Origin of the sequence: Dietzia sp. UCD-THP, assembly GCF_000349585.1 — a bacterium.
GTDB classification, from domain to species: domain Bacteria; phylum Actinomycetota; class Actinomycetes; order Mycobacteriales; family Mycobacteriaceae; genus Dietzia; species Dietzia natronolimnaea_A.
In genome coordinates this window covers 111,054-133,858 of sequence record NZ_KB714652.1, presented here as the reverse complement: position 1 = coordinate 133,858, position 22,805 = coordinate 111,054, and the positions used below count along the sequence as shown (strand labels likewise).

Annotated in this window: 24 protein-coding genes and 1 pseudogene; 16 read left to right on the top strand and 9 right to left on the bottom strand. The window is 71.4% G+C overall.

The genetic code is table 11. The features are described from left to right. Window positions 1–9: 9 nt before the first annotated feature. Entirely contained in the window at window positions 10–888 is an 879-nt protein-coding gene (gene aroD / locus H483_RS31910) for a type I 3-dehydroquinate dehydratase (protein ID WP_017837400.1), read from the top strand. Here aroD and H483_RS31905 read toward each other — a convergent pair. Further along, complete coding sequence (locus H483_RS31905; RefSeq protein ID WP_017837399.1) at window positions 879–1,778, bottom strand: LysR family transcriptional regulator; 900 nt, start codon at window positions 1,776–1,778, stop codon at window positions 879–881. The two genes, aroD and H483_RS31905, sit on opposite strands and share 10 nt — an antisense overlap. A 101-nt stretch (window positions 1,779–1,879) precedes the next feature. On the opposite strand from H483_RS31905, the gene H483_RS31900 reads away from it, so the two are divergent. Then, window positions 1,880–2,947: a YeiH family protein gene (locus tag H483_RS31900; RefSeq protein WP_017837398.1), complete on the top strand. Its 1,068-nt coding sequence runs from the start codon at window positions 1,880–1,882 to the stop codon at window positions 2,945–2,947. A 68-nt stretch (window positions 2,948–3,015) separates the two neighbouring features. Next, window positions 3,016–4,146, top strand: coding sequence for an NAD-dependent epimerase/dehydratase family protein (locus H483_RS31895; protein ID WP_238556315.1), 1,131 nt, complete (start codon window positions 3,016–3,018; stop codon window positions 4,144–4,146). Between the two features lie 43 nt (window positions 4,147–4,189). Here the strand turns inward: H483_RS31895 and H483_RS31890 are convergent, their stop codons facing one another. Further along, complete coding sequence (locus H483_RS31890) at window positions 4,190–4,630, bottom strand: SRPBCC family protein (RefSeq protein ID WP_017837396.1); 441 nt, start codon at window positions 4,628–4,630, stop codon at window positions 4,190–4,192. A 48-nt stretch (window positions 4,631–4,678) separates the two neighbouring features. Between H483_RS31890 and H483_RS31885 the strand changes: the two genes are divergently transcribed. Beyond that, window positions 4,679–5,317 (top strand): DUF1697 domain-containing protein, encoded by a 639-nt coding sequence (locus H483_RS31885; protein WP_042329905.1) that lies wholly within the window; start codon window positions 4,679–4,681, stop codon window positions 5,315–5,317. Between the two features lie 310 nt (window positions 5,318–5,627). Next, a complete protein-coding gene (locus tag H483_RS31880; protein ID WP_031264976.1) occupies window positions 5,628–6,149 on the top strand; it encodes a DUF2599 domain-containing protein in 522 nt (173 codons plus the stop codon). A gap of 57 nt (window positions 6,150–6,206) precedes the next feature. Here the strand turns inward: H483_RS31880 and H483_RS31875 are convergent, their stop codons facing one another. Continuing rightward, window positions 6,207–7,607 carry a condensation domain-containing protein gene (locus H483_RS31875; RefSeq protein ID WP_017837392.1) on the bottom strand — a complete coding sequence of 467 codons (1,401 nt, stop codon included), beginning with the start codon at window positions 7,605–7,607 and terminating at the stop codon, window positions 6,207–6,209. A gap of 69 nt (window positions 7,608–7,676) precedes the next feature. Here H483_RS31875 and H483_RS31870 point away from each other — a divergent pair, with 69 nt between their 5' ends. The 3 genes and pseudogenes from H483_RS31870 (at window position 7,677) to H483_RS40595 (ending at window position 9,984) form a co-directional block, all read left to right on the top strand. Further along, entirely contained in the window at window positions 7,677–8,480 is an 804-nt protein-coding gene (locus tag H483_RS31870; RefSeq protein WP_017837391.1) for an alpha/beta fold hydrolase, read from the top strand. A gap of 85 nt (window positions 8,481–8,565) precedes the next feature. Further along, window positions 8,566–9,384 (top strand): annotated as a pseudogene (gene nadE / locus H483_RS40600) (ammonia-dependent NAD(+) synthetase); the annotation flags it as partial. A gap of 45 nt (window positions 9,385–9,429) precedes the next feature. Then, the gene (locus tag H483_RS40595) at window positions 9,430–9,984 is read left to right on the top strand and encodes a cysteine hydrolase family protein (protein WP_371204554.1); all 555 of its coding nucleotides are present in this window, start codon (window positions 9,430–9,432) and stop codon (window positions 9,982–9,984) included. Between the two features lie 42 nt (window positions 9,985–10,026). Here the strand turns inward: H483_RS40595 and H483_RS31860 are convergent, their stop codons facing one another. Together H483_RS31860 and H483_RS31855 are read right to left on the bottom strand one after the other, a co-directional pair. Beyond that, window positions 10,027–11,040 (bottom strand): pirin family protein, encoded by a 1,014-nt coding sequence (locus H483_RS31860; RefSeq protein ID WP_017837389.1) that lies wholly within the window; start codon window positions 11,038–11,040, stop codon window positions 10,027–10,029. A gap of 79 nt (window positions 11,041–11,119) precedes the next feature. Then, window positions 11,120–11,758 carry a YdcF family protein gene (locus H483_RS31855; RefSeq protein ID WP_017837388.1) on the bottom strand — a complete coding sequence of 213 codons (639 nt, stop codon included), beginning with the start codon at window positions 11,756–11,758 and terminating at the stop codon, window positions 11,120–11,122. Window positions 11,759–11,880: 122 nt separating this feature from the next. Between H483_RS31855 and H483_RS31850 the strand changes: the two genes are divergently transcribed. After that, on the top strand, window positions 11,881–12,555 hold the full coding sequence (locus H483_RS31850) for a DNA-3-methyladenine glycosylase (protein ID WP_031264973.1): 675 nt from the start codon (window positions 11,881–11,883) through the stop codon (window positions 12,553–12,555). Between the two features lie 9 nt (window positions 12,556–12,564). Beyond that, window positions 12,565–13,062 (top strand): thiol peroxidase, encoded by a 498-nt coding sequence (gene tpx, locus H483_RS31845; protein ID WP_017837386.1) that lies wholly within the window; start codon window positions 12,565–12,567, stop codon window positions 13,060–13,062. A gap of 99 nt (window positions 13,063–13,161) precedes the next feature. Here tpx and H483_RS31840 read toward each other — a convergent pair whose 3' ends face one another. Next, the gene (locus H483_RS31840) at window positions 13,162–13,728 is read right to left on the bottom strand and encodes an NADPH-dependent FMN reductase (protein WP_017837385.1); all 567 of its coding nucleotides are present in this window, start codon (window positions 13,726–13,728) and stop codon (window positions 13,162–13,164) included. Between the two features lie 191 nt (window positions 13,729–13,919). On the opposite strand from H483_RS31840, the gene H483_RS31835 reads away from it, so the two are divergent. The 5 genes from H483_RS31835 to H483_RS31815 all read left to right on the top strand — a co-directional run bounded on the left by H483_RS31835 (window position 13,920) and on the right by H483_RS31815 (window position 19,755). Next, a complete protein-coding gene (locus H483_RS31835) occupies window positions 13,920–15,353 on the top strand; it encodes a cell wall metabolism sensor histidine kinase WalK (protein WP_017837384.1) in 1,434 nt (477 codons plus the stop codon). A gap of 19 nt (window positions 15,354–15,372) precedes the next feature. Continuing rightward, entirely contained in the window at window positions 15,373–16,785 is a 1,413-nt protein-coding gene (locus tag H483_RS31830) for a sensor histidine kinase (RefSeq protein ID WP_017837383.1), read from the top strand. Beyond that, window positions 16,782–17,471: a response regulator transcription factor gene (locus tag H483_RS31825; RefSeq protein WP_017837382.1), complete on the top strand. Its 690-nt coding sequence runs from the start codon at window positions 16,782–16,784 to the stop codon at window positions 17,469–17,471. The genes H483_RS31830 and H483_RS31825 overlap by 4 nt, the downstream gene beginning before the upstream one ends. Window positions 17,472–17,629: 158 nt before the next feature. After that, on the top strand, window positions 17,630–18,511 hold the full coding sequence (locus H483_RS31820; RefSeq protein ID WP_031264972.1) for an ABC transporter ATP-binding protein: 882 nt from the start codon (window positions 17,630–17,632) through the stop codon (window positions 18,509–18,511). Beyond that, entirely contained in the window at window positions 18,508–19,755 is a 1,248-nt protein-coding gene (locus H483_RS31815; RefSeq protein ID WP_017837380.1) for an ABC transporter permease, read from the top strand. The genes H483_RS31820 and H483_RS31815 overlap by 4 nt, the downstream gene beginning before the upstream one ends. Window positions 19,756–19,803: 48 nt before the next feature. On the opposite strand, the gene H483_RS31810 is transcribed toward H483_RS31815, so the two are convergent. Together H483_RS31810 and H483_RS31805 are read right to left on the bottom strand one after the other, a co-directional pair. After that, window positions 19,804–20,496, bottom strand: coding sequence for a response regulator transcription factor (locus H483_RS31810; protein ID WP_017837379.1), 693 nt, complete (start codon window positions 20,494–20,496; stop codon window positions 19,804–19,806). Between the two features lie 47 nt (window positions 20,497–20,543). Beyond that, window positions 20,544–21,386, bottom strand: a complete 843-nt coding sequence (locus H483_RS31805) for a serine acetyltransferase (RefSeq protein ID WP_017837378.1) — start codon at window positions 21,384–21,386, stop codon at window positions 20,544–20,546. Window positions 21,387–21,504: 118 nt separating this feature from the next. On the opposite strand from H483_RS31805, the gene H483_RS31800 reads away from it, so the two are divergent. Beyond that, window positions 21,505–21,828 (top strand): putative quinol monooxygenase, encoded by a 324-nt coding sequence (locus H483_RS31800; protein ID WP_017837377.1) that lies wholly within the window; start codon window positions 21,505–21,507, stop codon window positions 21,826–21,828. A gap of 98 nt (window positions 21,829–21,926) precedes the next feature. On the opposite strand, the gene H483_RS31795 is transcribed toward H483_RS31800, so the two are convergent. Continuing rightward, window positions 21,927–22,745, bottom strand: coding sequence for a DUF1906 domain-containing protein (locus H483_RS31795; protein WP_017837376.1), 819 nt, complete (start codon window positions 22,743–22,745; stop codon window positions 21,927–21,929). Between the last annotated feature and the right edge of the window lie 60 nt (window positions 22,746–22,805).

The window sequence follows — 22,805 nt, the reverse complement described above, 5'->3', positions numbered from 1 at the left end:
GGTTTATCCATGCCCCGCCATCGGCTCCTTCTGGACTCACGTTCGCCGTCGATCATCGTCCCGCTCACGGGGCGGGATCTCCCGGAGCTCGAGTCTCAGACCGACGCGCTGCTCACCGCCGACGCCGAGTACCGGTGCACACCCGAGGTGGGGGCGCCTTTGAACGGGGCCTCACCCGACGCGGGCTCGTCGGCGGGCCGGTCAACTGACCGGCTGGTGGATGTCGTCGAGTGGCGGGTCGACCTCTTCGAACCCTTCACCGCCGGGGCCGGAGGCGACCCGGCCCGGGCGGTGAAGGCCCTCGAGCGGCTCTCGACGCTGCTGCCGGAGGTGCCCATCCTGGCCACCTTCCGCACCCGCAGCGAGGGCGGGGGCGCGGAGATCTCCCCGGCGTCCTACCTCGCGGTGGTCGAGGCGCTGTCCGCCACCGGCGCCGCGGCCGCCGTGGACGTGGAACACCTGCATCCGCTCGCGGCGCAGGCCATCGCCGCGGCCCACCGCCACCGGGTCCCGGTGGTGGCGTCCACCCACGACTTCGCAGCGACCCCGCCGGCCGAGGAGCTCGTGGCACGGCTCGCCGCTATGGAGGACGCGGGGGCGGACGTGGCCAAGATCGCCGTGACGCCACGGTCCGCCGCCGACGTGGTGGCTCTGCTGTCCGCCACCGAGGAGCGCCACCGGGTCGCCCGCATCCCCCTGATCACCATGTCGATGGGCGCCCTCGGGGCGGTCACTCGGCTCGGCGGCGGACCGTTCGGCTCGTCGGCCACCTTCGCCACGGTGGGCGCGGCCTCCGCTCCCGGCCAGCTCCCCGCCGATGGGGTCCGCCGCGCTCTGGACCTGCTCAGCAGCGGGTCCGCACCCGGGGGTGAGCCGGTCTACAGCTGACTCCGCCGCGCGAGGTTCACCAGATCACCCGCCGGGCCGGACAGTTGGCGCGGCGGCCGCCACACCGCACGCAACTCACGATGCAGATCCAGGCCCTCGATCTCGATTACCTTCAGGGCGCCGGAGGCAACCTGGTCCGCCACGGCGAGCGTGCTCATCCCCGCCGGTCCAACACCGTCCAGGACGCTGGTGCGAATGGCGGCGGCGCTGGCGAGTTCGAGCAGGGGCGCGGGGCGCTCGTACTCCTGCAGGGCCCGGTCCAGGGTCGTCCGCGTTCCGGACCCCGGTTCCCGCACCACCAACCGGGTGGCCGCGAGCTCGGCGATGGTCACCGGGGTCCGGCGCCGCGCCCACGGATGTGACGGCGGGACCACCACGACCAGCCGATCGCGGGCGACGGTGCCGGAGTGCAGACCGGGCGGCACCGTCGGGGATTCGATGAACCCCACATCACAGGCGCCGTCCAGCACCAGCTCGGCGACCTTCACCGAGTTGTGGACCTGCAGGTGGATGTTCACCTCCGGTCGCGCTCCGCTCAGTGCCCCCAGCCAGCGGGGCATCAGGTGTTCTGCCACGGTCATGCTCGCGCCCACGGTCAGGGTGGCGGACCGCTCGGACTGCAGGCTCTGCGCCACCTCCAGCAAGCTGCTCGTCTCGGCGAGGACCCGTCGCGCCCAGTGGGCCAGCACCGTCCCGTGTGGGGTCAGCGTGGCGCCCCGCGGGTGCCGCCGCAGCAACGGCATCCCGAAGTTCCGCTCGAGTTCCTTGACCGCCCTGCTCGCGTTGGGCTGCGCCATCCCGATCTTCCGGGCCGCCGCACTCAGGCTGCCCTGCTCGTCGACGCCGACCAGGAGCTCGAGCACGAGCAGGTCGGGCCACCTTCTGGTCATGCGATGAGCATATGGGAGCAGCTCTATCCATGTGCGTTTGATATGGATCAATGCCGTATTGCCGACTTCCGGAGGAGGTGCCGGGCAGCCACTCTGGAGCTATGAACGCCCCCCTGGCCAGGTGGCCGCGCCGCCACGCACCCCCGGGGCGGTCGTCGGCGACGGACACGGTGCCGTCCCACTCGGCGCGCGCGGTGGCGCCGGGCGCGGCGCTGACGCTCGCGGGCACCGCCGTGGCCCTTTCGGTCGGTCACCTGGTGCCCGCGCTCAACCCGATGCTCGTGGCAATCGTGCTCGGGGCCGCCCTCGGCAATACCGGGCGGGTTCCGACCCGTGCCGCCGCGGGCCTGGCCTTCTCGTCGCGGACCCTGTTGCGGATCGGGATCGCCCTGCTCGGCCTCCAGCTCGTGCTGGGCGACATCACCGCCCTGGGGTGGCAGGTCATCGTGCTCGTCGTCGTCATCGTGGTCATGGGAATCGTCGGCACCCTGGCGCTGGGTGGCGCCCTCGGTCTCGGATGGACGCAGCGCCTTCTCATCGCCTGCGGGTTCTCGATCTGCGGTGCCGCGGCGGTGGCCGCCGTGGACAGCGTCTCCGACTCGGACGAGGAGGAGGTACTCACAGCGGTGACCCTCGTCGTCGTCTTCGGCACCCTGATGATCGTCGCGGTGCCGGTCCTGTCGACGATGCTGGGATTGTCGGACACCGCAGCGGGCATGTGGGCGGGCGGTTCGATCCACGAGGTCGCCCAGGTGATCGCGGCCGGCGGCGCGATCGGCGGCTCCGCCCTGGCGGTGGCCACAGTCGTGAAGCTCGCCCGCGTTCTGCTGCTGGCCCCCGTCGTCACCGTCATCAGCCTCCACCGGCGCCGGGTGACCGGCACCGACGGCCCGGGCACGCGGCCTGCGCTGGTCCCCGCGTTCATCGTCGCGTTCCTGGTTCTGGTCTGCCTGCGCTCGTCCGGGCTGGTCCCGGCCACGGCCCTCGACGTCGCGTCCGCGGCGCAGACGATTCTGCTCACGTGCGCCATGTTCGCGCTCGGGACCGGTGTACGGCTCGCCGCGATGCGCAGGGTCGGCGCACGTCCGGTCATCCTGGCTGCCGCCTCGACGACATGGGTAGCAGGCCTCGCACTGGCCGGCGTCCTGCTCATCTCGCCGACGGTCTGATCACACCGACGGTCTGACCACACTGACAATCGGCGGGTGATGGCCCCGACGGTCAGCGGTTGACGGTCATGACAGGGCGGGTAGCGTCGACGCCCCTGCAGTTCCCGCGCGAGGAGGCCGGAATGCGGATCGTCATCATCGGCGCGAGCGGGAACGTCGGCACCGCGCTGCTCCGTCGCCTCCGCGAGACGCGCTCCGGCGACGAGCTCGTCGGGCTGGTGCGGCGGCCGCCGGATCCCGTCGGCGAGTACCGGGGCGTCGACTGGCACGCGCTGGACGTCTCCGATCAGGACGCCGTCGGCGAACTCGGTCGCCATTTCGCCGACGCGGACACCGTGGTCAACCTGGCCTGGGGTTTCCAACCCACCCGGGAGGTCGACTACCTCGAGAGGGTCGGGGTCGGCGGAACCGCTGCGGTCCTCGAGGCCGCGCAGTCGGCCGGGGTGGGCCACTTGGTCCACATCTCCTCCGTGGGGACGTACGCGCCGGGCCGCCACGGCGAACACGTGGACGAGGACTGGGCGAGGACCGGGGTGCCGAGCTCGGCCTACAGCCGACACAAGGCCGCGGCCGAAAAGCTCATCGACGAGCATGAGAGACACCATGGCGCCGATGCCGTGCCCGTGGCCCGGGTGCGGCCTGGTTTCATCGTCCAGCGGGCGGCGGCGAGCGGACTGACGCGCTACGGACTTCCCGCCTATCTGCCGGCACACCTCATGCCACGGCTGCCGCTACTACCGCTCGACCGGGACCTGTGCCTGCCCCTCATCCATGCAGAAGACGTCGCCGACGCCCTCGTGAGAGTGATCGACCAGGGCGCCACCGGTCCGTTCAATCTCGCGACTGATCCACCGTTCACCAGGAACGATCTCGCCGAGGTGTTCGGCGCGCGGTCGGTCCACGTCCCACTACCACTCCTCGGGGCGATCGTCGGGCTGGCGTGGCGGGCCCGACTGCAGCCGGTGGACCGCGGGTGGCTCGACCTGGCGTACAGCGTGCCCCTCCTGGACTGCGGCCGCGCACGTGACGAACTCGGATGGACACCGTCCTGGGCGCCGAGAGAGGCCATGGCCGACCTGCTCGACGGGATCGCGCACCTCGCCCACACCGGGAGCGCACCACTACGCCGCAGGTCCGTGCCCGACCTGGTGCGCCGGGACCTGACCGAGGGACTGATCTCCTCCCGCCGGTTCCCCTGATCGACATCCGTCCGGCCGGGCAGAACGGACGAGAGGTCGGCCATCAGCCGTGTCGCCGGAGAACCTCGTTCCGCAGGCCCGTGGTGGCCACGTCCGCGATGTGCTTCTGGGCCTTCTTGACCACCGGCCCCGGGAGCTTGATCTTGAGGTCCACCTCGAGGTCAAAGACGACCTTGGTGGTGCCGTCCCCGTTGTCCGTGAGTTCGTACCGGGCGTTCTGGACCTTCTGGGAACCGCTCTCGACGAGCGACCAGCTCACCTCGCCGTCGTACCACTCGTAGCGCACCACCATCTCGTCGGTGACGCCGTACTGGGACACCCGCTCCCACACGACGATCGGCCACCCCTCGTCGTCGGCCTCCCTGACCTCGACCGCGCGGTGAGCACTCGACCAGTCGACGAGGGAGTCGACATCGGCGAGGACCTCCATGATCTCGGGGACGCCGGCCTCGATCGTGACCACTGACTGCACTGAGACTGCCATGGTCGGAAAGCTACCCGCGCGGGGCCGGTCCGGGAGGAAGATCGGGGGATGAGTTCTCGATCCGTGGAGGCGGACGACCCGCGGCACCGCAGGGTGGTGTTGCTGCGTGGGATCAACGTCGGCAAGGGCGGCCGCATCGCCATGAGCGACCTGATCGAGTGCACCGAGGCCGCGGGCGGGAGCTCGGTCAGGACGGTGCTGGCGACCGGCAACGTGATCGTCACAGACCAGCGGCCGGTGACCGAGCTGCGGGCGGCGCTCGAGGCCTCCTATGCGCAGAGGTTCGGCTACCGGTCGGTGGTGCAGGTTCTCGCGCTCGACGACGTGGCGGCGATGGCGTCCTCCTACCCTTTCGACACGCTGCCCCAACACCACGACTACGTGGTGTTCTCGGACGACCCGGAGGTGACGACCCGGGTGACGGTCGCGATGCGCGCGGCCATCCGGGCGGTCGGCGAGGCGGCCACCGGCACGGACGCGGGCGCCGGCACCGACGCGCATGCCCGCGCCGGGAGGACCGCCGGCACGGAGGCGGTCGCCGAGGGCGCGGGCTGCGTGTACTGGCGGGTCCCTCGCGGCTCGACGCTGACCTCCGACGCCTACAAGGTGCTCGACGGCCGAGAGAACAAGCGTCACCTCACCACCAGGAACCTCAAGACCCTGGCGCGGATCCTCGCTGCGGGGTGAGCCAAAGGTGAGCCGGGGCTGGGTCAGGGCTGGGTCAGGGCCCCTCGACGGACGCACCGATCGTGTCGACGAAGGCCGCGAGCGGCCCAAAGACCGCCGGGAAGATCCCGTCCCAGAAGGCCTGCATCTCGCTGAAGTCGAACATGGGCATCGGTAACACTCCTCGCACGGGGGCGGCGTACGGACTCTCCGCGGTCACCGGGTCTCCCCAGCACCAAGGATCGCGGCAGGGGCACCCGTCGCGCAACCCCATGCGTCCCGCGAGTCTCGTCACAGGGTCGACGATCCACCAACTGGCAGACTGCAATCGATGCCTTCCCGCCCCGCCCGCCCGCTCGTCGCCGCCGCGGCACCGCTCGTGATCGCGGCCGTGACCGGCTGCTCCGGAACCGGGCCGGGACAGAGGGAGAGCCCCTCAGTGGAGGAGATTACTTCGTCGTCGCAGCCGGCGCCGCCGTCCGCCGAGCAGCGTCCGAGCGCGCCACCGACCGCCGCCTCCCCAGAACCCGGGGCCCAGCCCGCTGCGGCCCCGCTCATCGCCTCGGCCAGGTGGGCGGACTCGGACTTCGGCGTCACCCTGAAGGTCGCTCCCACCCCGGCCGGACGGCAGGCGTGGGGCCCCCTCGATGCGGACGCGGCATGGCAGGAGGTGGTGACGATCGCCCCGGACGGGGACACCCCGGGGATGCGGGAGCAGTTCGACTGCCACTGGACGTGGGCGCGGATCCTCGAACCGGACAAGCCGACCTGGAATCTGGAGCCCTGGCGGCCGGTGGTGGCGGCCGAACAGATGCTCGCCGAGGGCTGCAACCCAGGCGGCCCGGAGGTGTGAGAGTAGCGGCCCCCAGACCCGGGGACTCACCAGCCCGGGAACCGCGGAGGATCCGGATCAGGCCGGGACGATGGACCGGTGTGGTCCGGTCGTGGGGCGCGTGGCTGCGTCCGGATCGCGCGGCCCGGCCACGCCTCGCCGGGCTCGGGGCCCCTGGCCGTCGACGGACCGCCGGATCAGCCCCGCACACAGTTCGTCCAGCCAGCCCCCCACCGTGACGCGGGCCCGGGCGGTGTCCGGGTAACGGCAACGGACGTGCAGACCGGATCCGTTGACCACGAACCACACCATCACCCCGTCCGTCCGGATGGCTGCGGACACGTGCTGCGGCCCCAGGCTCAGGTCGACGTCGATCGGGAGGCGACGGTGGTCCAGCCAGGAGATGGCGAACATCCCGGGCGTGTGTGGCATCCCGCCGTACGGTTCGAGCACCGGACCCAGGGCGTGAGACCCCAGCTCGACTGCATCGCGCACCGCTGCCGCGCAGGCCTTCGGGTCGGGATCAGCGCACTCGATGACCGAGTTGGTGATGAACCAGCCCACGGAGTCGTGCCACTTCTCGTGGTTGCGCGAGTGGACGGGCAGCACCGCGCGCAGGCCGGCCCCGCCATGTCTGCGGAACACCGTCGTCATCTCCGCCATCGCCAACGCGACCATCCGCACGCCGTCCGCCGCAGCCGCGGCGTCGAGCGCCGCCACCCCGTCCGGGTCGAGAACGTCCCGCACCTCCACGACCTCCTGCCGCGGGGTCGAGATGTCGCCCAGGTCGAGCGGGAACACCGGCATGTCACCCCCGGCGAGGATCTGCGCCCACCGGTCGTGCACACGGGGCGGGGCGGGCGGCCTGTCCGCCAGTTCCCGCGTGTGCTCGGCGAACGCGGCCGCCGGTGCCAGGCAGGTGCCCGGTTCGAGGCCGCACGCGAGATCGTCCAGGCAGGAGCAGAAGTCCCGCAGCAGCACGAGCAGCGACCACGCGTCCACGTGCGAGTGGTCGAGCCCGATCACCACCACCGGGCGCTCCTCCGGGTCCTCGGGCTCCACGAGACACAGCGCGTGCGACGGCGTCGCGAACGGGCAACAGGCCTGGTCGAAGACCCTGCGCAGCACCGCTCGGGCGTCCTCACCGTCCCCTGGCACCTCCACCCGCCAGCCGACGGGCTGCACGGCCACGGGGCGGAGCCGCAACTCGTCCTCACCCCTGTCACCCCCCTCACCCCCGGCACCACCGTCGAGCACCGTCCGCAGCGTCCCGTGCCGGGCGACCACCGCGAGCCACGCCCGCGCCACCTGCTCGCGGTCGGCGGGGAACGGCAGGGCGAACGCCATCGCCATCCACGACCCGGCGCGACGGCCGAGCGAGGCGTGCCGCGCCTGGTCGAACGACGGCGGCGTGTCCTCGCCCTGAACTGGGGTGACATGTGTCGCAAACCGGTGCACGACGCCGGTCGGGAGCGACATCCGCGTTACGGTGGTGAGCCTCATGGTCCGCACGGTAGGAGCGGCGTGTTACGGGGAAAGGCGCGGATTGTGACGACGACGAGACGGCCGCATACCCGGGCCGGCGGCAACGGGACGGCCCTCGCCCACGACCTCAGAGGCCACGGGCATCCGGTCGTGCAGCTGCACGGCCTGTCCTCGAGCCGACGACGCGACGAGGTGTTCGGACTGGACCTCACGGCAGACCGGGACGGCCTGCGAGTGTTGCGGTACGACGCCCGGGGACACGGCGGGTCACCGGGGTCCGTGGACCCCACGGACTACACCTGGCCACAGTTGTCCCGCGACCTCCTGGCGATGCTCGACGAGTTCTTCCCGGGCCAGCGGGTGCACGGGGTCGGGCAGTCGATGGGCGCGGCGACGCTGATCACCGCGGCTGTGGCGGAACCGGACCGGTTCGCCTCGCTCACCCTGGGGATCCCGCCGACCGCGTGGGAGTGGCGGCGCGAGCAGGCCGCCCTCTACGACCTGGCGGCCCGCCAGGTCGAACGCTGGGGAGGGGCCCGGTGGGCCGAGAAGACCCGTCAGCCGCCCACCTCCCCCGCGATCGACCCCGGACGCCCGTTCACCGTCCCGGATGTGGCGGACGAGCATCTGCCCGCGGCGTTCCGGGGCGCGGCCCTCAGTGATCTCCCCTCGCGCGCCGAGGTCGCCCAGGTCGCCGTCCCGGTGCTCCTCCTGGCCTGGACCGACGACGCCTCGCATCCGCTGGAGGTGGCCGAGGAACTACAGGCCCTGCTCCCCGACGCCCGCCTGGAGGTGGCGCGGACCCCGTCCGAGGTGGCGCTGTGGCCGCGGATCGTCGGCGAATTCGTCCACGACGCCGGCGCCTGACCGGTCACCCCGCCCGGCGCCCGGGGTCCACGCACCGAGGGGCGTCCGGTGGCAGGCCCGCGGGCATCGCCAGCACACTGGGCCCATGCACGCGACACAACGGCAGATCATCGACGCCCTCGGCGTCCGACCCCGCATCGACCCCGCCGACGAGGTGGAGCGCCGGGTGCGGTTCCTGGTCGACTACCTGAACGCGAGCGGGGCGAAGGGCTTCGTGCTCGGGATCTCGGGCGGGGTGGACTCGTCCCTGGCAGGCCGCCTGGCACAGCTGGCGGTGGAGAGGATCCGCGCCGACGGCGGTGAGGCGGTCTTCGTGGGACTGCGCCTGCCCTACCGCGTGCAGCACGACGAGCACGACGCCGTGATGGCCGTGGAGTTCGTGGGCGCCGACGAGACCCTCACGGTGAACGTCGCCCCGGGCGTGGACGGGCTCAACGGTGAGATCGGACAGGCGACCGGGACGGAGTTGACGGACTTCACCAAGGGGAACACCAAGGCCCGCCACCGGATGGTCGCGCAGTACGCCGTGGCCGGGGACCGGGGACTGCTCGTGATCGGTGCCGACCACGCGGCCGAGAACGTCACCGGGTTCTTCACCAAGTTCGGCGACGGTGCCGCGGACCTCCTGCCCCTGTCGGGACTGAACAAGAGTCAGGTCCGTGCGCTGCTCCGTCACCTGGAGGCGCCGCGGCAACTGTGGGACAAGGTGCCCACGGCCGACCTCCTCGACGAGGCCGAGGGCCAGACCGACGAAGAGGAACTGGGCATCTCCTATGACCACATCGACGACTACCTCGAGGGGCGCGAGGTCCCCGAGGAGGCCGCCGAGACGATAGAGGCGGCCTGGCACACCAACCGCCACAAGCGCACCACCCCGGTCGAGGTCGCCGACACCTGGTGGCGACAGGCCGGGGGCGCCGGCGATCGAACCCACGGCCAGACGGCGCTCGTGGTGATCGACATGCAGAACTCGTACTTCGAGTTCCCCGAACTGGCCTCGGTGCGGGACGAGTTGGTCGGCGCGGTGAACGAGCTCATCCGCACCGCGCACGAGGCCGGACGACCGGTGGTCCTGGTCCGGACGGAGCACGCCGAGGACCGCTCCACCTGGACCCTCAACATGCACGAGGACGACCAGGGGTTCGCCTTCCCCGGCACGGATCAGGCGCGGTTCCTCGACGGGCTCGCCAACGGGGACCACGTGGAAGTGGTCAAGACCAGGGACAGCGCGTTCTTCCGGACCGAGCTGAGGTCTCAATTGGACCGGCTCGGCGCGAGCCACCTGCTCGTGTGCGGGGTGTCGACGCACAGCTGCGTGGCGCAGACCGCCATCGACGGTTTCGCCGAGAACCTGCACGTGGCGGTGGCCCGCGGAGCCATCTCCTCCGACAACTCCCCGCTCTCGGAGGCGCTGCTGGAGTTCCTGCAGGACCAGATGCGCCAGCCGCTGCTCGACCAGTCGCAGAGCGTGGAGCTGCTTCGCACCGGCCACTGGCCCGGGTGAGCGTCGAGCCGGGAGGCTCGGCCGGAGCCGCGCCCGGGTGGTTCAGACGGAACCGACCGGCCGCCTCTCACTGCCGTCCGGGTACCTCGCGAAGCGGGTCTCCCCGTGCGCGTGGACGGGATCGTTCCGATCCAGGTGCCAGGCCCCGAACACGCCGGCGCGGTACTCCTCCATGGCGGTGACGATGTCCTGGCGGGTGGTGCCGACGAAGGGCCCCTGTTGGACGACGGGCGCGCCGATCGGCCGGGCCTGCAACACGAGGAACGCCGCGCCGTCCGGTCCCGCGGTCACCGTGACGGCCTCGGGGGCGAACACGGCCGCGTCGTAGCCGAGTCGCTGCGTGTCGACGGTGAGGTCGCCCCCGTAGTTGTAGAGGACGCGGGTGGCGGACGGGTCGAACGCCGGGAGTTCGGTACTGACACCGGGGTCGAGGGTGACGATCCAGATGGCGAGGTGACTGTCCGGACGCGCGGCCCAGGAGTGCGGTGGGGGGTCGAGCGCCCGGACCCCGTCGACCTCACCGGCGATCACCCGGAACCGGGCGGCGGATCCCTCCTCGCCACGGACGACGACGGGCGTGTCCTCGGACCAGAACATGTCGAAGTACGGCTCGGCGGACTTGTCCTCGGGAGCGAGGTTGAGCCAGATCTGGAACAGCTCCATGGTGTTGGGTGCGTCGGGGTCCAGCAGGGGGAACATCTCCGAGTGGGCGATGCCCGCGCCCGCGGTGAGCCACTGGGTGTCGCCGTGTCCGAATCGCGCGGCGGCGCCCAGCGAATCGGAGTGGTCCACCACGCCGTCGAGGACCACCGTCACGGTCTCGAAGCCACGGTGCGGATGCTGGGGGAAGCCGGGGACCTCGGAGCCGTGGTACATGGACCACCCGTCCTTGCCGGAGAAGTCGCCTCCGATGGACCGCCCCTCGAGCGAGGCCGCGGGACGCATGGTCCGCCCCTCGGCCGGGGGGAACTCGTCGCGGTGGTGGACGGCGAACAGGAACGGATCGACGCCCGGCCACTGCGCACCGAGCGGGACTACCTGACGGATGGCGGACACTGGCTTCTCCTATGACGGGACGGTAATTGCTGTCACGTCATACAACTCAGTCGCGTGGGGAATTGTTCCCGACCGCGGCTCAGTCCCGGGCGACCACGCCGGTCACCGGGATGCGCCCGTCGACCGCCTGCCGGAAGTTGAGCACCGCGCGCTGCACGTGGTTCTCGGTGGAGACCACGACCGCACCGGTGGTCCCGCGCTCGCGGAAGATCCGGTCGGTGAACTGCGCGTTCTGGACCGTCGAGTTGGAGTTACCCTCCTCGGTGATCCGCCACGGCGCGATGCCCGCCCCGCGGAGCCAGTCACCCATCGCGCGGGCCTCCGTGCGGCCGTTCTGCGGAACGCCGCCGGTCACGATCACTCGGGCGGTGGGGTACTGCCGTGCCAGCCGGTAACCGGTCCGCAGTCGTTCCTCGAGCACCGGCCGGATGCCCCCGTCGGGATACAGTCCGGCGCCCAGGATCACGATGTCGGTGGTGAACGGATTGATCGTGAGCACCGCCGGATCGTCACTCGTGAGCACGTCCAGGCCGCCGCACATCTGGAGCATCGACGGGTCGACGTACTGGCACCCCACCATGGTCAGTCCGTTGTAGAGCGCGGTGCCCGACGGCATCTCCGCGGAGCCGGCCGACGCGGTCCCCACTCCGGCGCCCAGCGTCAGCGTGAGTGCTGCCGCGGCCGCGGCCGCGACGAGACGGGTGTGTGTCCTGCGCACGATGGCGTTCCTCCCCCGATAACGATGAATATATTTCGTGACCCGATAGTTATCGTCGGACACGGTACCGCTGTTACCTGTGAGGCAGGATGGTGGAAAAACCGCCGGGTAACGTGCTCGGCATGCCCGAAGGATACGACAGACCGGCCGCCGTCCGGTACCTCTCCCGGGCGGACCCCGAGCTCGGACGCCACATCGAGTCCGTCGGTCCGTGCACCCTCGCACCCGCCCCCGCTGCCGGGCCGCACGCCCTGTTCGACCGACTGGCCTCCTCGATCCTGTCGCAGCAACTGTCGGTCAAGGCCGCGGCGACGATCGCCGGCCGCCTCCGGGAGCGGGCGGCCGGGCCCCGACACCTCGACCCCGTTCTCCTGGACTCGCTCTCCGATGACGAGATCCGCGCGTGCGGGGTCTCCCGCCCCAAGATCGCCGCGCTCCGCGACCTGGCCGACGCGGTGGGGACCGGACGGATCCCCACCCTGACGGAACTGAGGGGGCTCGACGACGACGAGGTGATCGACTCCCTGACCACGGTCCGCGGGGTGGGCCGGTGGACCGTGGAGATGCTGCTGATCTTCCTGCTGGACAGACCCGACGTGTTCCCGGTGGCCGATGTCGGCATCCGCCGGGGATTCGAACGGGTCACGGGAGTCGACGGACCGGCCACCGCCACCCAGATGCTCAGCCGCTCCGAGGCCTGGGCCCCGTACCGTTCGGTCGCGTCCTGGTACCTGTGGCGGGCGGTCGACCAGACAGGTCAGGCGGTCCCCGCGCCTCCCTCTCCCCCGGTCGGGTAGAACGGACGCATGGCAACCACCGCATTCAAGGGAAACCCCGTCACCACGTCCGGCGAGCTCCCCGCCGTCGGCACCACCGCCCCGGCCTTCGACCTGGTCGGCACCGACCTCGCGCCCGTGACCTCGGAGTCGCTGGCGGGCAAGCGTGTCGTGCTCAACATCTTCCCGAGCGTCGACACGGGTGTCTGCGCCCAGTCGGTCCGGACCTTCAACGAGAAGGCCACGGACCTGGACAACACCGCGGTCATCAACGTCTCGGCCGACCTCCCGTTCGCGCTCAAGCGGTTCTCCGCCGACGAGGGGATCGAGAACGCGTCCGCGGGCTCCACCTTCCGCAGCGACTTCGCCTCGGCGTACGGCGTCAAGATGACGGACGGCCCCCTCGCCGGCCTGTGCGCACGATCGGTCGTGGTGCTCGACGCCGACGGCTCGGTGGTCTACACCCAGCTCGTCGACGAGATCACCACCGAGCCCGATTACGACTCCGCCCTGGCCGCACTCGGCTGATCCGCATCGACACGACCGCCGGCCCGCCTCCAGATGGAGGCGGGCCGGCGGTCGTTCACCCGGCGCGAGCCGGGCGGGGCGAGCCAGGCGGGGCGACGGTCAGGCGCTGCCCGCGGGAACCGGGGCGAACCGGCGGGCGGCGTCCTCGAGCTGGTCGAAGAGGGTGGCCAGCTCCCCCGCGCGCCGATCGTTCGGCTGGAGGCCCTCGTCGCCGAACTCGGTGAACAGGCTCAGCGAGATCTGCTGGCGGACGCCGAACATCCGGAAGTTCGCGACGATCTGGCGCCACTGCTCCACCGCACGTACGCCGCCCTCGGCGCCGTAGGAGACAAAGGCGACCGGCTTGTCCGCCCACTCCTCGCCGAGGGAGTCGTAGGCGTTCTTCAGGGCGCCGGGAACTCCGTGGTTGTACTCGGGGGTCACAAAGACGAAGGCGTCGTAGGAGTCGATCGCCTCGCTCCACCGGGTGACCCGCTCGTCGTCGTACTGCTTGTTCGCGGCACCCGGCACGGTGGCCGAGGTGAGGAGCGGAACGTCGAAGGACTTGAGGTCGACCAGGTCGTAGGTCGCGAGTTCCCGCGACGCGGCCTCCGCCGTGACCCAGTCGGCCACCGCCGCACCGGCCCGATCGTCGCGGATGCTGCCCAGGATGATGCCGATCTTCACTGTCTTCTCCTTGGTCGGTCGATGTGGTGGACACCCCGACCGTACTTGAGTGACACGACACCAATCCACCGCGAGCCGTCGACAGTGACCGACGCCACCGCGTGACCCAGCCGCCCTGCCGGACCTTGACGATCGCACGGTGGTCCGGTGCTGGCCGCACGGTGGTCCGGTGCTGGCCGCACAATGGAGCCGTGCCCCCACGAGCAGCGCCCCTGACCGGCGAGGTCCTCACCACGCCCCGTCGCTGGCCCATCCGCACGGCCACCACGGTGATCGCAACTGCCATCGTCATCCTCGTTCTCGCCGCCGCGGCCGGAGGCGCGTGGCTGCTGCTGCGCACCGCCGCCCACAACGCGATCGACACCGTGGACCGGGCCCGGGCCGTCGACGTGGCGGCGGTCCTCTCCGAGCGCGGACCCCGGGCCGCCCTCGACCTGGTGGCCGAACCCTTGTCAGGCGTCGATCTGGTGAGGATCGTCGGGCCCGGGGAGCGCCTGCTCGCCGCCCAGGTCACCCGCGGCTTGGAGGACGTACCCCCCGTGCCCGCCCCGGCGGCCGGCGAGATCACCCAGTATCAGATCGAGTCGCCAGGCGGAGCGGACCTGCGGGTGACGTCGGTCGGTGTGGACCTCGGTGGCGTGACGTTCGCGGTGGAGGTGGGTACGGACACCGACCGGTACGACACAGTTCTCGCCGCCGGCGCCATCCTGTTCCTGTCCTTCGTTCCCGTGGCCGGGCTCGCCACGGCGGTGTTCGTGTACCACGCGATGGGGCGCGTGTTGCGGCCGGTGGAGTCGATCCGGTCCCGGGTCGCCGAGATCTCCGCCTCCGGGCGTGGCGACCGGGTCCCGGTGCCCGAGGCGGAGGACGAGATCGCCCGCCTGGCCCGCACGATGAACGCGATGCTCGCGCGACTGGATGCCGCACGGACCGCGCAGGTGGCCTTTGTCGGCGACGCCTCCCACGAACTACGCAGTCCGCTGTCCACCCTGTCGACCCTGCTGGAACTGTCCTCGACCTCGGGTACCCCGGTCGACGTGGAGACCGTGGACGACCTCCTGCTGCCCGAGGTCCAGCGGATGCGGTCGATGGTCGAGGACCTGCTCCTGCTGGCCAAGAACGACGAGCGCGGTGTCCCGTTGCGCCGCGAGGACGTGGACCTCGACGACATCGTCCTCTCCGAGGTGGCCCGGCTCCGGGGTCTGGGTGGGCTCGAGGTCACCGGAACGGTGGAGCCCGCCCGTCTGGTCGGCGACCCCGACGCCCTGTTGAGGGTCGTGCGCAACCTGGTCGAGAACGCCCGACGGCATGCACATGAGGCCGTGACGATCGGGCTCACCGTGGATCGCACGGGCCCCGCGGGACCACGCGCCGTGATCACCGTCGACGACGACGGCGAGGGGGTGCCGCCCGACCAGCGGGCCACGGTGTTCGACCGCTTCGCCCGCCTGGACGCCGATCGCGCCCGGGGCACGGGGGGCTCCGGTCTGGGTCTGGCGATCGTCGCCGAGATCACCCGGTCCCACGGCGGCACGGTGCGGGTCGAGGACTCCCCCGCGGGAGGAGCGCGGTTCGTCGTGGATCTGCCCGTCGAGACCCTCGGGGAGCTCCCCGACCTGCCGTGAGCGGATAGGCTCGTCTGTCGTGTGGGCCCGCCAGAAACGCCTCTCCGACCTCTTCGACGCCGAGGACTCGTGGACCCGACCGTTGCCGGAGAACTACCTCCGGGCTGACGCGGTCCTCGCCCTGGCGATGTTCGCCTGCTCGGCGCTGGGTCTGGAGATCCTGCGGAGCATGGGGGTGCTCGGCGGGGAGAGCGCCCCGCTCTGGGCCCAGTACACGGCGATGGCGAGCGCGGCGGCCCTGCTCGCGCTCCGGCGCCGCCTGCCCCTCCTCACCGGCCTGGGGGCGACCGCGCACCTGTTGATCATCGGCAGCGTGATGCCACTGGTGATGGGGCAGGTCTCCCAGCAGGTGCTGTACTTCATCGCCGTATATTCCGCGGTGGCGTGGGCCCGCGACCGGAGGGCGCTGGTGGGGGTCGCGGTGGCGATCGCCGCCGCTCTCGTGTTGTGGATGATCTGGTACCTCGCGCTGGGTTCGGGGATGCAGCAGATCCTCGACTCGCTCGACGACGCCGACCGCTCGTCGGGCCTCGTCCCTCCGGTTCCCGCCTATCTCGTCTACACCGCGCTCATCAACATCGTCTACTTCGGCGGCGCGGCCGCCCTCGGAATCGCCTCGTGGCGGGGTGCACGCCGCCGCCACGCCCTGGCCGACCAGGCCGAGACCATCGAGGAGCAGGCCGAGGCCCTGCGCGACCGCGCCGTGGTCGACGAGCGCCTGCGCATCGCCCGCGAGTTGCACGACGTGATCGCGCACCACGTGGCGGCCATCGGTGTCCAGGCCGGTGCCGCGCGACGGGTCATGGGCCACGACCCCGACGCGGCCGCGGGTGCCCTGCGGACCGTGGAGGAGTCCTCCCGCTCGGCGGTCGGGGAGATGCGCGCCCTACTCGGCGCACTCCGGTCGGCCGACCGCACGACCGCGGCCGCCCGGCCCCCCGGTGGCTCCGGGGCCGCCTCCCCCGACGATCCGTCCGCCTCCCCGGATCACTCCCGGTCCGCGGGGCACGGGATCGCTGACCTCGGCCGCCTCGCGGCCTCCCACGATTCGGCCGACTTCACCACCAGCGTCTCGGTGGTCACGGGCACCGGCCACCCGGTCGAGGAGGTCCCACCGGTCGTCGGACTGTCCCTGTACCGGACCGCGCAGGAGGCCCTGGCCAACGTCCGCCGACACTCCACGGCCGACCGCGCGAGCATGGTCCTGCGCACAGGTGAGGGGCCGGGCGGGAACCCGTACGCGGAGGTGGAGATCCTCGACGCCGGGCGCCCCCGGGCCGGCACCTCCGGGAGCGGTCTGGGTCTGCTGGGCATGCGCGAACGGGTGCGGTCACACGGCGGGGAGTGCGAGATCGGGCCGCGGGTGACCGGCGGCTACCGGGTACGGGTGCGCCTGCCGTACCACCCCGACGTAGAGGCCGACCGGACATGAGCACCGTCCTGCGGGTCCTCGTGGTGGACGATCAGCCGCTCATGCGTTCCGGCTTCTCGATGATGCTGGGCGTGGAACCCGACCTCGAGGTGATCGGCGACGCCGCGGACGGTGCGCAGGCGGTGGAGATGTGCCGGCGACTGCGGCCCGACGTGGTGTTGATGGACGTCCAGATGCCGGGCACCGACGGCATCGAGGCGACCCGACTCATCACCGGTGAAGCCCTTGCCAGGGTGTTGATCCTCACCACCTTCGACCGGGACGACTACCTGTTCGACGCACTGCGCGCCGGTGCCGGCGGATTCCTTCTCAAGAACTCCGACCCACAGGATCTGGTCGACGGGGTCCGCGCGGTGGGGCACGGCCACGCGCTGCTCGCGCCCGAGGTCACCCGCCGGGTCATCGAACGGCTCACCGCTCCCACGGCACCGGACCCCGGCGACGGGTCACCCGCGCCCGAGGGATCCCGTCCGGCGGCACTGGACGAGCTCACCGCCCGGGAGACCGAGGTCCTGCGACTCGTCGCCCGGGGGTTGTCCAACGCGGAGATCGCTCGCACGCTGGTCGTGGGCGAGGCCACGGTCAAGACCCACGTGTCCGCGTGCCTGTCCAAGCTCCACCTCCGCGACCGCGTCCAGGCGGTCGTCCTGGCCTACGAGGCCGGTCTGGTCCAGCCCGGCGAGTGAGCCGCGACGAACCGACGGCCGTCCGCCCGCGTCCTCCGTCTCCCCCCTGAGGGGGAGGCCCGCCCGACCCTCCCCGGAGATGTCATCCTCCCGGCTGATCCGCCGGACCGCCCTGGAGCCATAGCGTGGACGCGGTACAGGACACCAGGGAGGACACCATGCTGAAACTCGACGGGCTGACCCGCCGTTTCGGGGAGACCCTCGCCGTGGACGACGTCGGATTCGAGGTCCCGCGAGGCGCGATGACCGGATTCGTCGGCGGCAACGGCGCCGGGAAGACCACCACCATGCGGATGATCATGGGCGTTCTGCAGCCCTCCGCGGGCACGGTCATGTGGAAGGGCGGGGAGGTGACCGTCGCGGATCGTCGCACCTTCGGGTACATGCCGGAGGAGCGTGGGCTGTACCCGAAGCAGCCCATCCTCGACCAGCTCGTCTACCTCGGCAGGCTCCAGGGGCGCAGCCCGGAGGGGGCTCGGCGCTCGGCGACGGAGCTGCTCGACCGGTTCGGACTCGGCGACCGCACCGCGGACAAACTGGAATCGCTGTCCCTGGGCAACCAGCAGCGTGTCCAGGTCGTCGCCGCGGTCATCGGCGAGCCCGAACTGCTGGTTCTCGACGAACCCTTCTCGGGCCTGGACCCCGTCGCGGTCGATTCCATGGTCGACCTGCTGCGCGACTACACGAGCCAGGGTGTGCCGGTGCTGTTCTCCTCGCATCAGCTCGACCTGGTGGAACGCCTCTGCGACCACCTGGTCGTGCTGGCGGGCGGGCGGGCCGTGGCCAACGGGACGGTGGACGACCTCCGCCGACGCGGGCGCGTCCTGCACCGGCTGGTCGCCGGTACGGACGCCGGGTGGGTCCGGGGCCTGCCGGGCGTCCACGTCGTCGACGTCGACGGCCCCACCGCACTGCTGGATCTCGACCGCCCCGAGGTGACCGACCTCGTCCTGCGCGAGGCAATGGCGCGCGGCAGCGTCCGCGAGCTCGCCGAAGTCGTTCCCACCCTCTCCGAGATCTACCGCGAGGTGACGTCATGACATCCACGACCCCCACCCGGCCGCCGGCGACCGAGTCCGCCTGGCGAATCGTCGCCGGTCGCGAGATCATGGTCAAACTCCGCGATCGCAACTTCATCATCTCCACCCTGACCACCATCGCGATCTTCGTCGTCGCCTTCGGTCTGTCGTTCCTCCTCGGCGGGCGCGACGATGAGAAGACCGTCGCCGTCGCCTCCAACGACGCCTCGGCCATCGTGCACGCCGCAGCTGCCGCGGCCACCCCGGACGGCGAAGCAACCGAGGAGGGGACCGGGTCCGGCGCGCAGGCGGGTGTTCCCCCGATCGAGCTGTCCGTCACCGAGGTCGCCGACCCCGCCGCCGCCGAACAGGCGGTGCGGGACGGCGACGCGGACGCGGCGCTCCTCGGCAGGCCCGGGGCATGGACCCTCGTCGGGTCGAACGGGGTCGACCCCGGCATCGCCGCCGCGGTGGGTTCCGTGGTCGCCGCGGACGCGCTCGACCGCAACGCGGCCGCCGTGGGCGCCACCGTCGCCGAGCTGACCGCCGGGTCCGTCGTCGAGGAACGACTGCTCGACCCGGACGGGGCCGCGAACGAGGGCGTCCAGCTCGTCGCCGGGTTCGTCTTTGTCTTCCTCTTCTACATGGCCGCGATCCTCTTCGGTTACGCCATCGCCAACAGCGTCGTCGAGGAGAAGCAGTCGAGGATCGTCGAGATCCTCGCCGCCGCCATCCCGTTGCGCCAACTGCTCGTCGGCAAGGTCGTCGGAGCCACGGCGCTCGCACTGGGCCAGATGGCGATCTTCGTGGCGATCGGGCTGATCGGTCTGACGTTCACCGACTACTCGGCGCTCCTGCCGTCCCTGGCCGGCGCCGCGGGCTGGTACCTGGTACTGTTCGTGATCGGCTTCGTGGCACTGGCCTGCCTGTTCGCCGTCGCCGGGGCGCTGGCAACCCGGGCGGAGGACGTCCAGTCCACCTCGTCCCCCCTGCTCACCCTCATCATGATCGCGTCCTTCGCAGGACTGTTCCTCCAGGGCACGTGGCAGGTCATCGGCTCGTACGTGCCGATCATGTCGACGGTGACGATGCCGATCCGTCTGGTCGAGGGCACAGCCCACTGGTGGGAGCCGGTCATCGCCGCGGTGATCACCCTGATCGCCGCCGGGGCCGTGATGGTGGTCGCGGAACGGGTCTACCGACGGTCGATCATGCAGACCGGCGGCAAGTTGACCTACCGGCAGGCGCTGGCGCTGGCCGACTGACCGGGTTGGGGGCGCACCCCGGAGAGTGGGGCTGGGGGCCGGGGGCGATCAGCCCCCGGCCTTCGCCGTCTCGCTGTCCACCAGTCGGTAGCCCTGCCCCCGCACGGTCTCGATCGCGCGTGTGCCGTAGGGAGCGTCGATCTTCCGGCGGAGATACCCCACGTAGACCTCCACGATGTTGTCGTCTCCGTCGTACGCGGCGTCCCACACCGCCCGCAGGATCTGTGCCTTGGACACGACCTGGTTCCGGTTCCGGATGAGGTATTCCAGCACCGCGTACTCCCGCGCCGTCACCGGAATCCGCTCGGAACCCCGACGCACCTCCCGCGCGGCGGGATCGACCTCGAGGTCACCTGCGACAAACGAGACGGGCCGCTCGGGGGCCCCTCGCCTGACCAACGCCCTGAGTCTGGCCTCCAGGACGACGAACGAGAACGGCTTGACCAGGTAGTCGTCGGCGCCCAGGTCGAACGCGTCCGCCTCGTCGTACTCCCCGTCCTTGGCGGTGAGCATGAGCACGGGGGTCCAGATCTCGCGGCGGCGCATCTCGCGCACCACCTCGTAGCCACTGCGCCGCGGCATCATGATGTCGAGGACCACCACGTCGAAGTCCCCGTCGGAGGCCATCTCGAGGCCGGCCTCCCCGTCCGGGGCCGTCTCGACCGCCCATCCCCCGGCGGCGAGCCCACGCCGGACGCTCTCGAGGAGCGCCGGTTCATCGTCGACCACGAGTACCCGCATGCAGTGCCCTCCGCCTGAGTGCCGGTCTACAGCGTTGCCCGCGACGCCTACTCGGCGCCCGGGTCGATGTCGTGGTCCATCTGGTCGGCGGGGACCAACGAATCCGCATGACGCCGGACCACCTTGGCCGGCACCCCGGCGACGGTCGTGTGCGGCGGCACCCGGTCCAGCACCACAGATCCGGCGGCCACCCGCGAGCAGTCGCCCACGTGGACGTTGCCCAACACGATGGACCCGGCCGACAGCAGCACCCCCGAGCCGATCTTGGGGTGGCGGTCGCCGTCCTCGTTGCCCGTCCCCCCGAGGGTCACGCCCTGCAGGATCGAGACGCCGTCACCGATCACGCAGGTCTCGCCCACCACGATGCCGGTGGCGTGGTCCACGAGGATCCCGGAACCCACGCGCGCCGCCGGATGGATGTCCATGGCGAAGACCTCGGAGACCCGACTCTGGAGGAAGGAGGCCGCCATCACCCGTCCCGAGTTCCACATCTCATGCGCGACGCGGTGGATCTGCAGCCCGAGGAAACCCTTGGCGAACAGGTAGGGCACCAGGTAGTTGGGGTAGGCCGGGTTGCGCTCGAAGCTCACCACGAGATCGGCAGCGACCGCCTCCAGCACGTGGGGATGGTCGACCAGGACCGCCCGCATCTCCTTCTCCAGGACGTGCCGGCCGATCTCGGGGGTCGCGATCCGCGAGGCCGCGAGTCGCGCGAGGGATTCCCCCAGGTCGTCGCATCCGTCGACGAGATCCAGGACCAGGCCGGCGATGAGGGGTTCGTCGCGACTCTGCGTGGCGTCCACGGACAACCGGTCCCAGACCGCGCGGACGGAGGCGTCGGCCTCCGTCCGCGGGACGCAGGGGTTCTCGATGCTCAGCTCGATGGTCACCCGGTACAGGGTAGGCCCGTTCCGCTCTGCTGGTCGAGTCACCTCGCCGATCCGGCACAGCGCGCGCGGCACTCACGGCCGGTCGCACCGGTCCCGCCGGCTCGGGCAGGATGGGGTCATGATGCTCATCAACGTGGTATTCGACGTCAAGCCCGAGTACGCCGACTCGTGGCTCGAGATCACCCGGGACTTCACCGAGGCCACCAGGGCCGAACCCGGCAACCTGTGGTTCGACTGGTACCGCTCGCCCGACGCCCCGACCACCTTCATGCTGTGCGAGGCGTTCCGAGACGGAGACGCTCCGGCCCAGCACGTGGGATCAGCCCACTTCACGGAGTTCACCGGCTCCGCCGCGCAGTACCTCCAGCGCACCCCGCGGATCATCAACACGACGGTCGACGGCGAGCAGTGGGGGACGATGGGCGAGATCACCGTCGATTAGCCGGACCGGGTGGCGACCCCCCGCCGGTCGTGCGCTGCGACCGGCCGGGGGGGCGAGCGGGCCGTGGTGTGAGCGGGCCCGCCGTGGTGCGAGCGGACTCAGCCCACGCTGCCCAGGGCGGCGCCGAGGAGGGCGGCCGGGTCCGTCGGCCACCACTGGCCGTAGTCGATCGCGTAGACCCGGTTGAGGTCCGAGACCACGCCCCCGACCGTCACCTGCTGACGGATCGGGAGCTGATGGATCGTGGCGCTGGGGTTGAGGCGCCCCCCGGAGCCCCAGTCGTGCTGCCAGAAGTACTGGCCCAGCCCACGCTGCCGGCACCAGTCGATGGTCGGGGCGTTGGCGTACACGCCGAGCTTCATCCCCGCGCCGTGCAGGTGGACGCGCCACCGCTCGAGGTACGGGGCGATCTGGTTGTCGAACTGCCACCGGGTGGGGTTGTCGTCGATGGCCACGTACATGGGCACGCCGCCGGGGCCACCCGCCGAACGGTGGATACCGAGTCCGATGGGAGCGTGGCGGTCGCCGCCCGCGGCGCCCTCCTTCCAGTCGGCGGTGGCCTCCCTGCCGAACTGGTAACACGAGACCATGTTGAGGCCGTGCGCCCGGAAGTCGTCGACCTCACGACGCAGGAGCGGCTTGCCGGTCATCCACTCGGCCCCGGGACGGCGGTTCGAGCAGTACCGCACAGCGCCCATGTGACCGGCCGCTCGGACGGACGCGGCCGACGGCGGGCCCGACGCGTAGTCGAGCAGGGTGCCGATCGGGACGCCCGCGCCCGCGCCGGGGAGCGCGCCGAGCGGCTCGGGAATGGATGACTGGGCGCCGGCCGCAGGGGTGAGACCCGCGGCGAGGGCACCGGCTCCGGCCGCGCCGAGGCCGGCGCGACGGAGGAAGGTACGGCGGTCGAACGTCATGGCGGAACTCCGAGATCTCGGTCTAAGACGAAGGGCGGGTGTGACGCGTGGGATCCCACC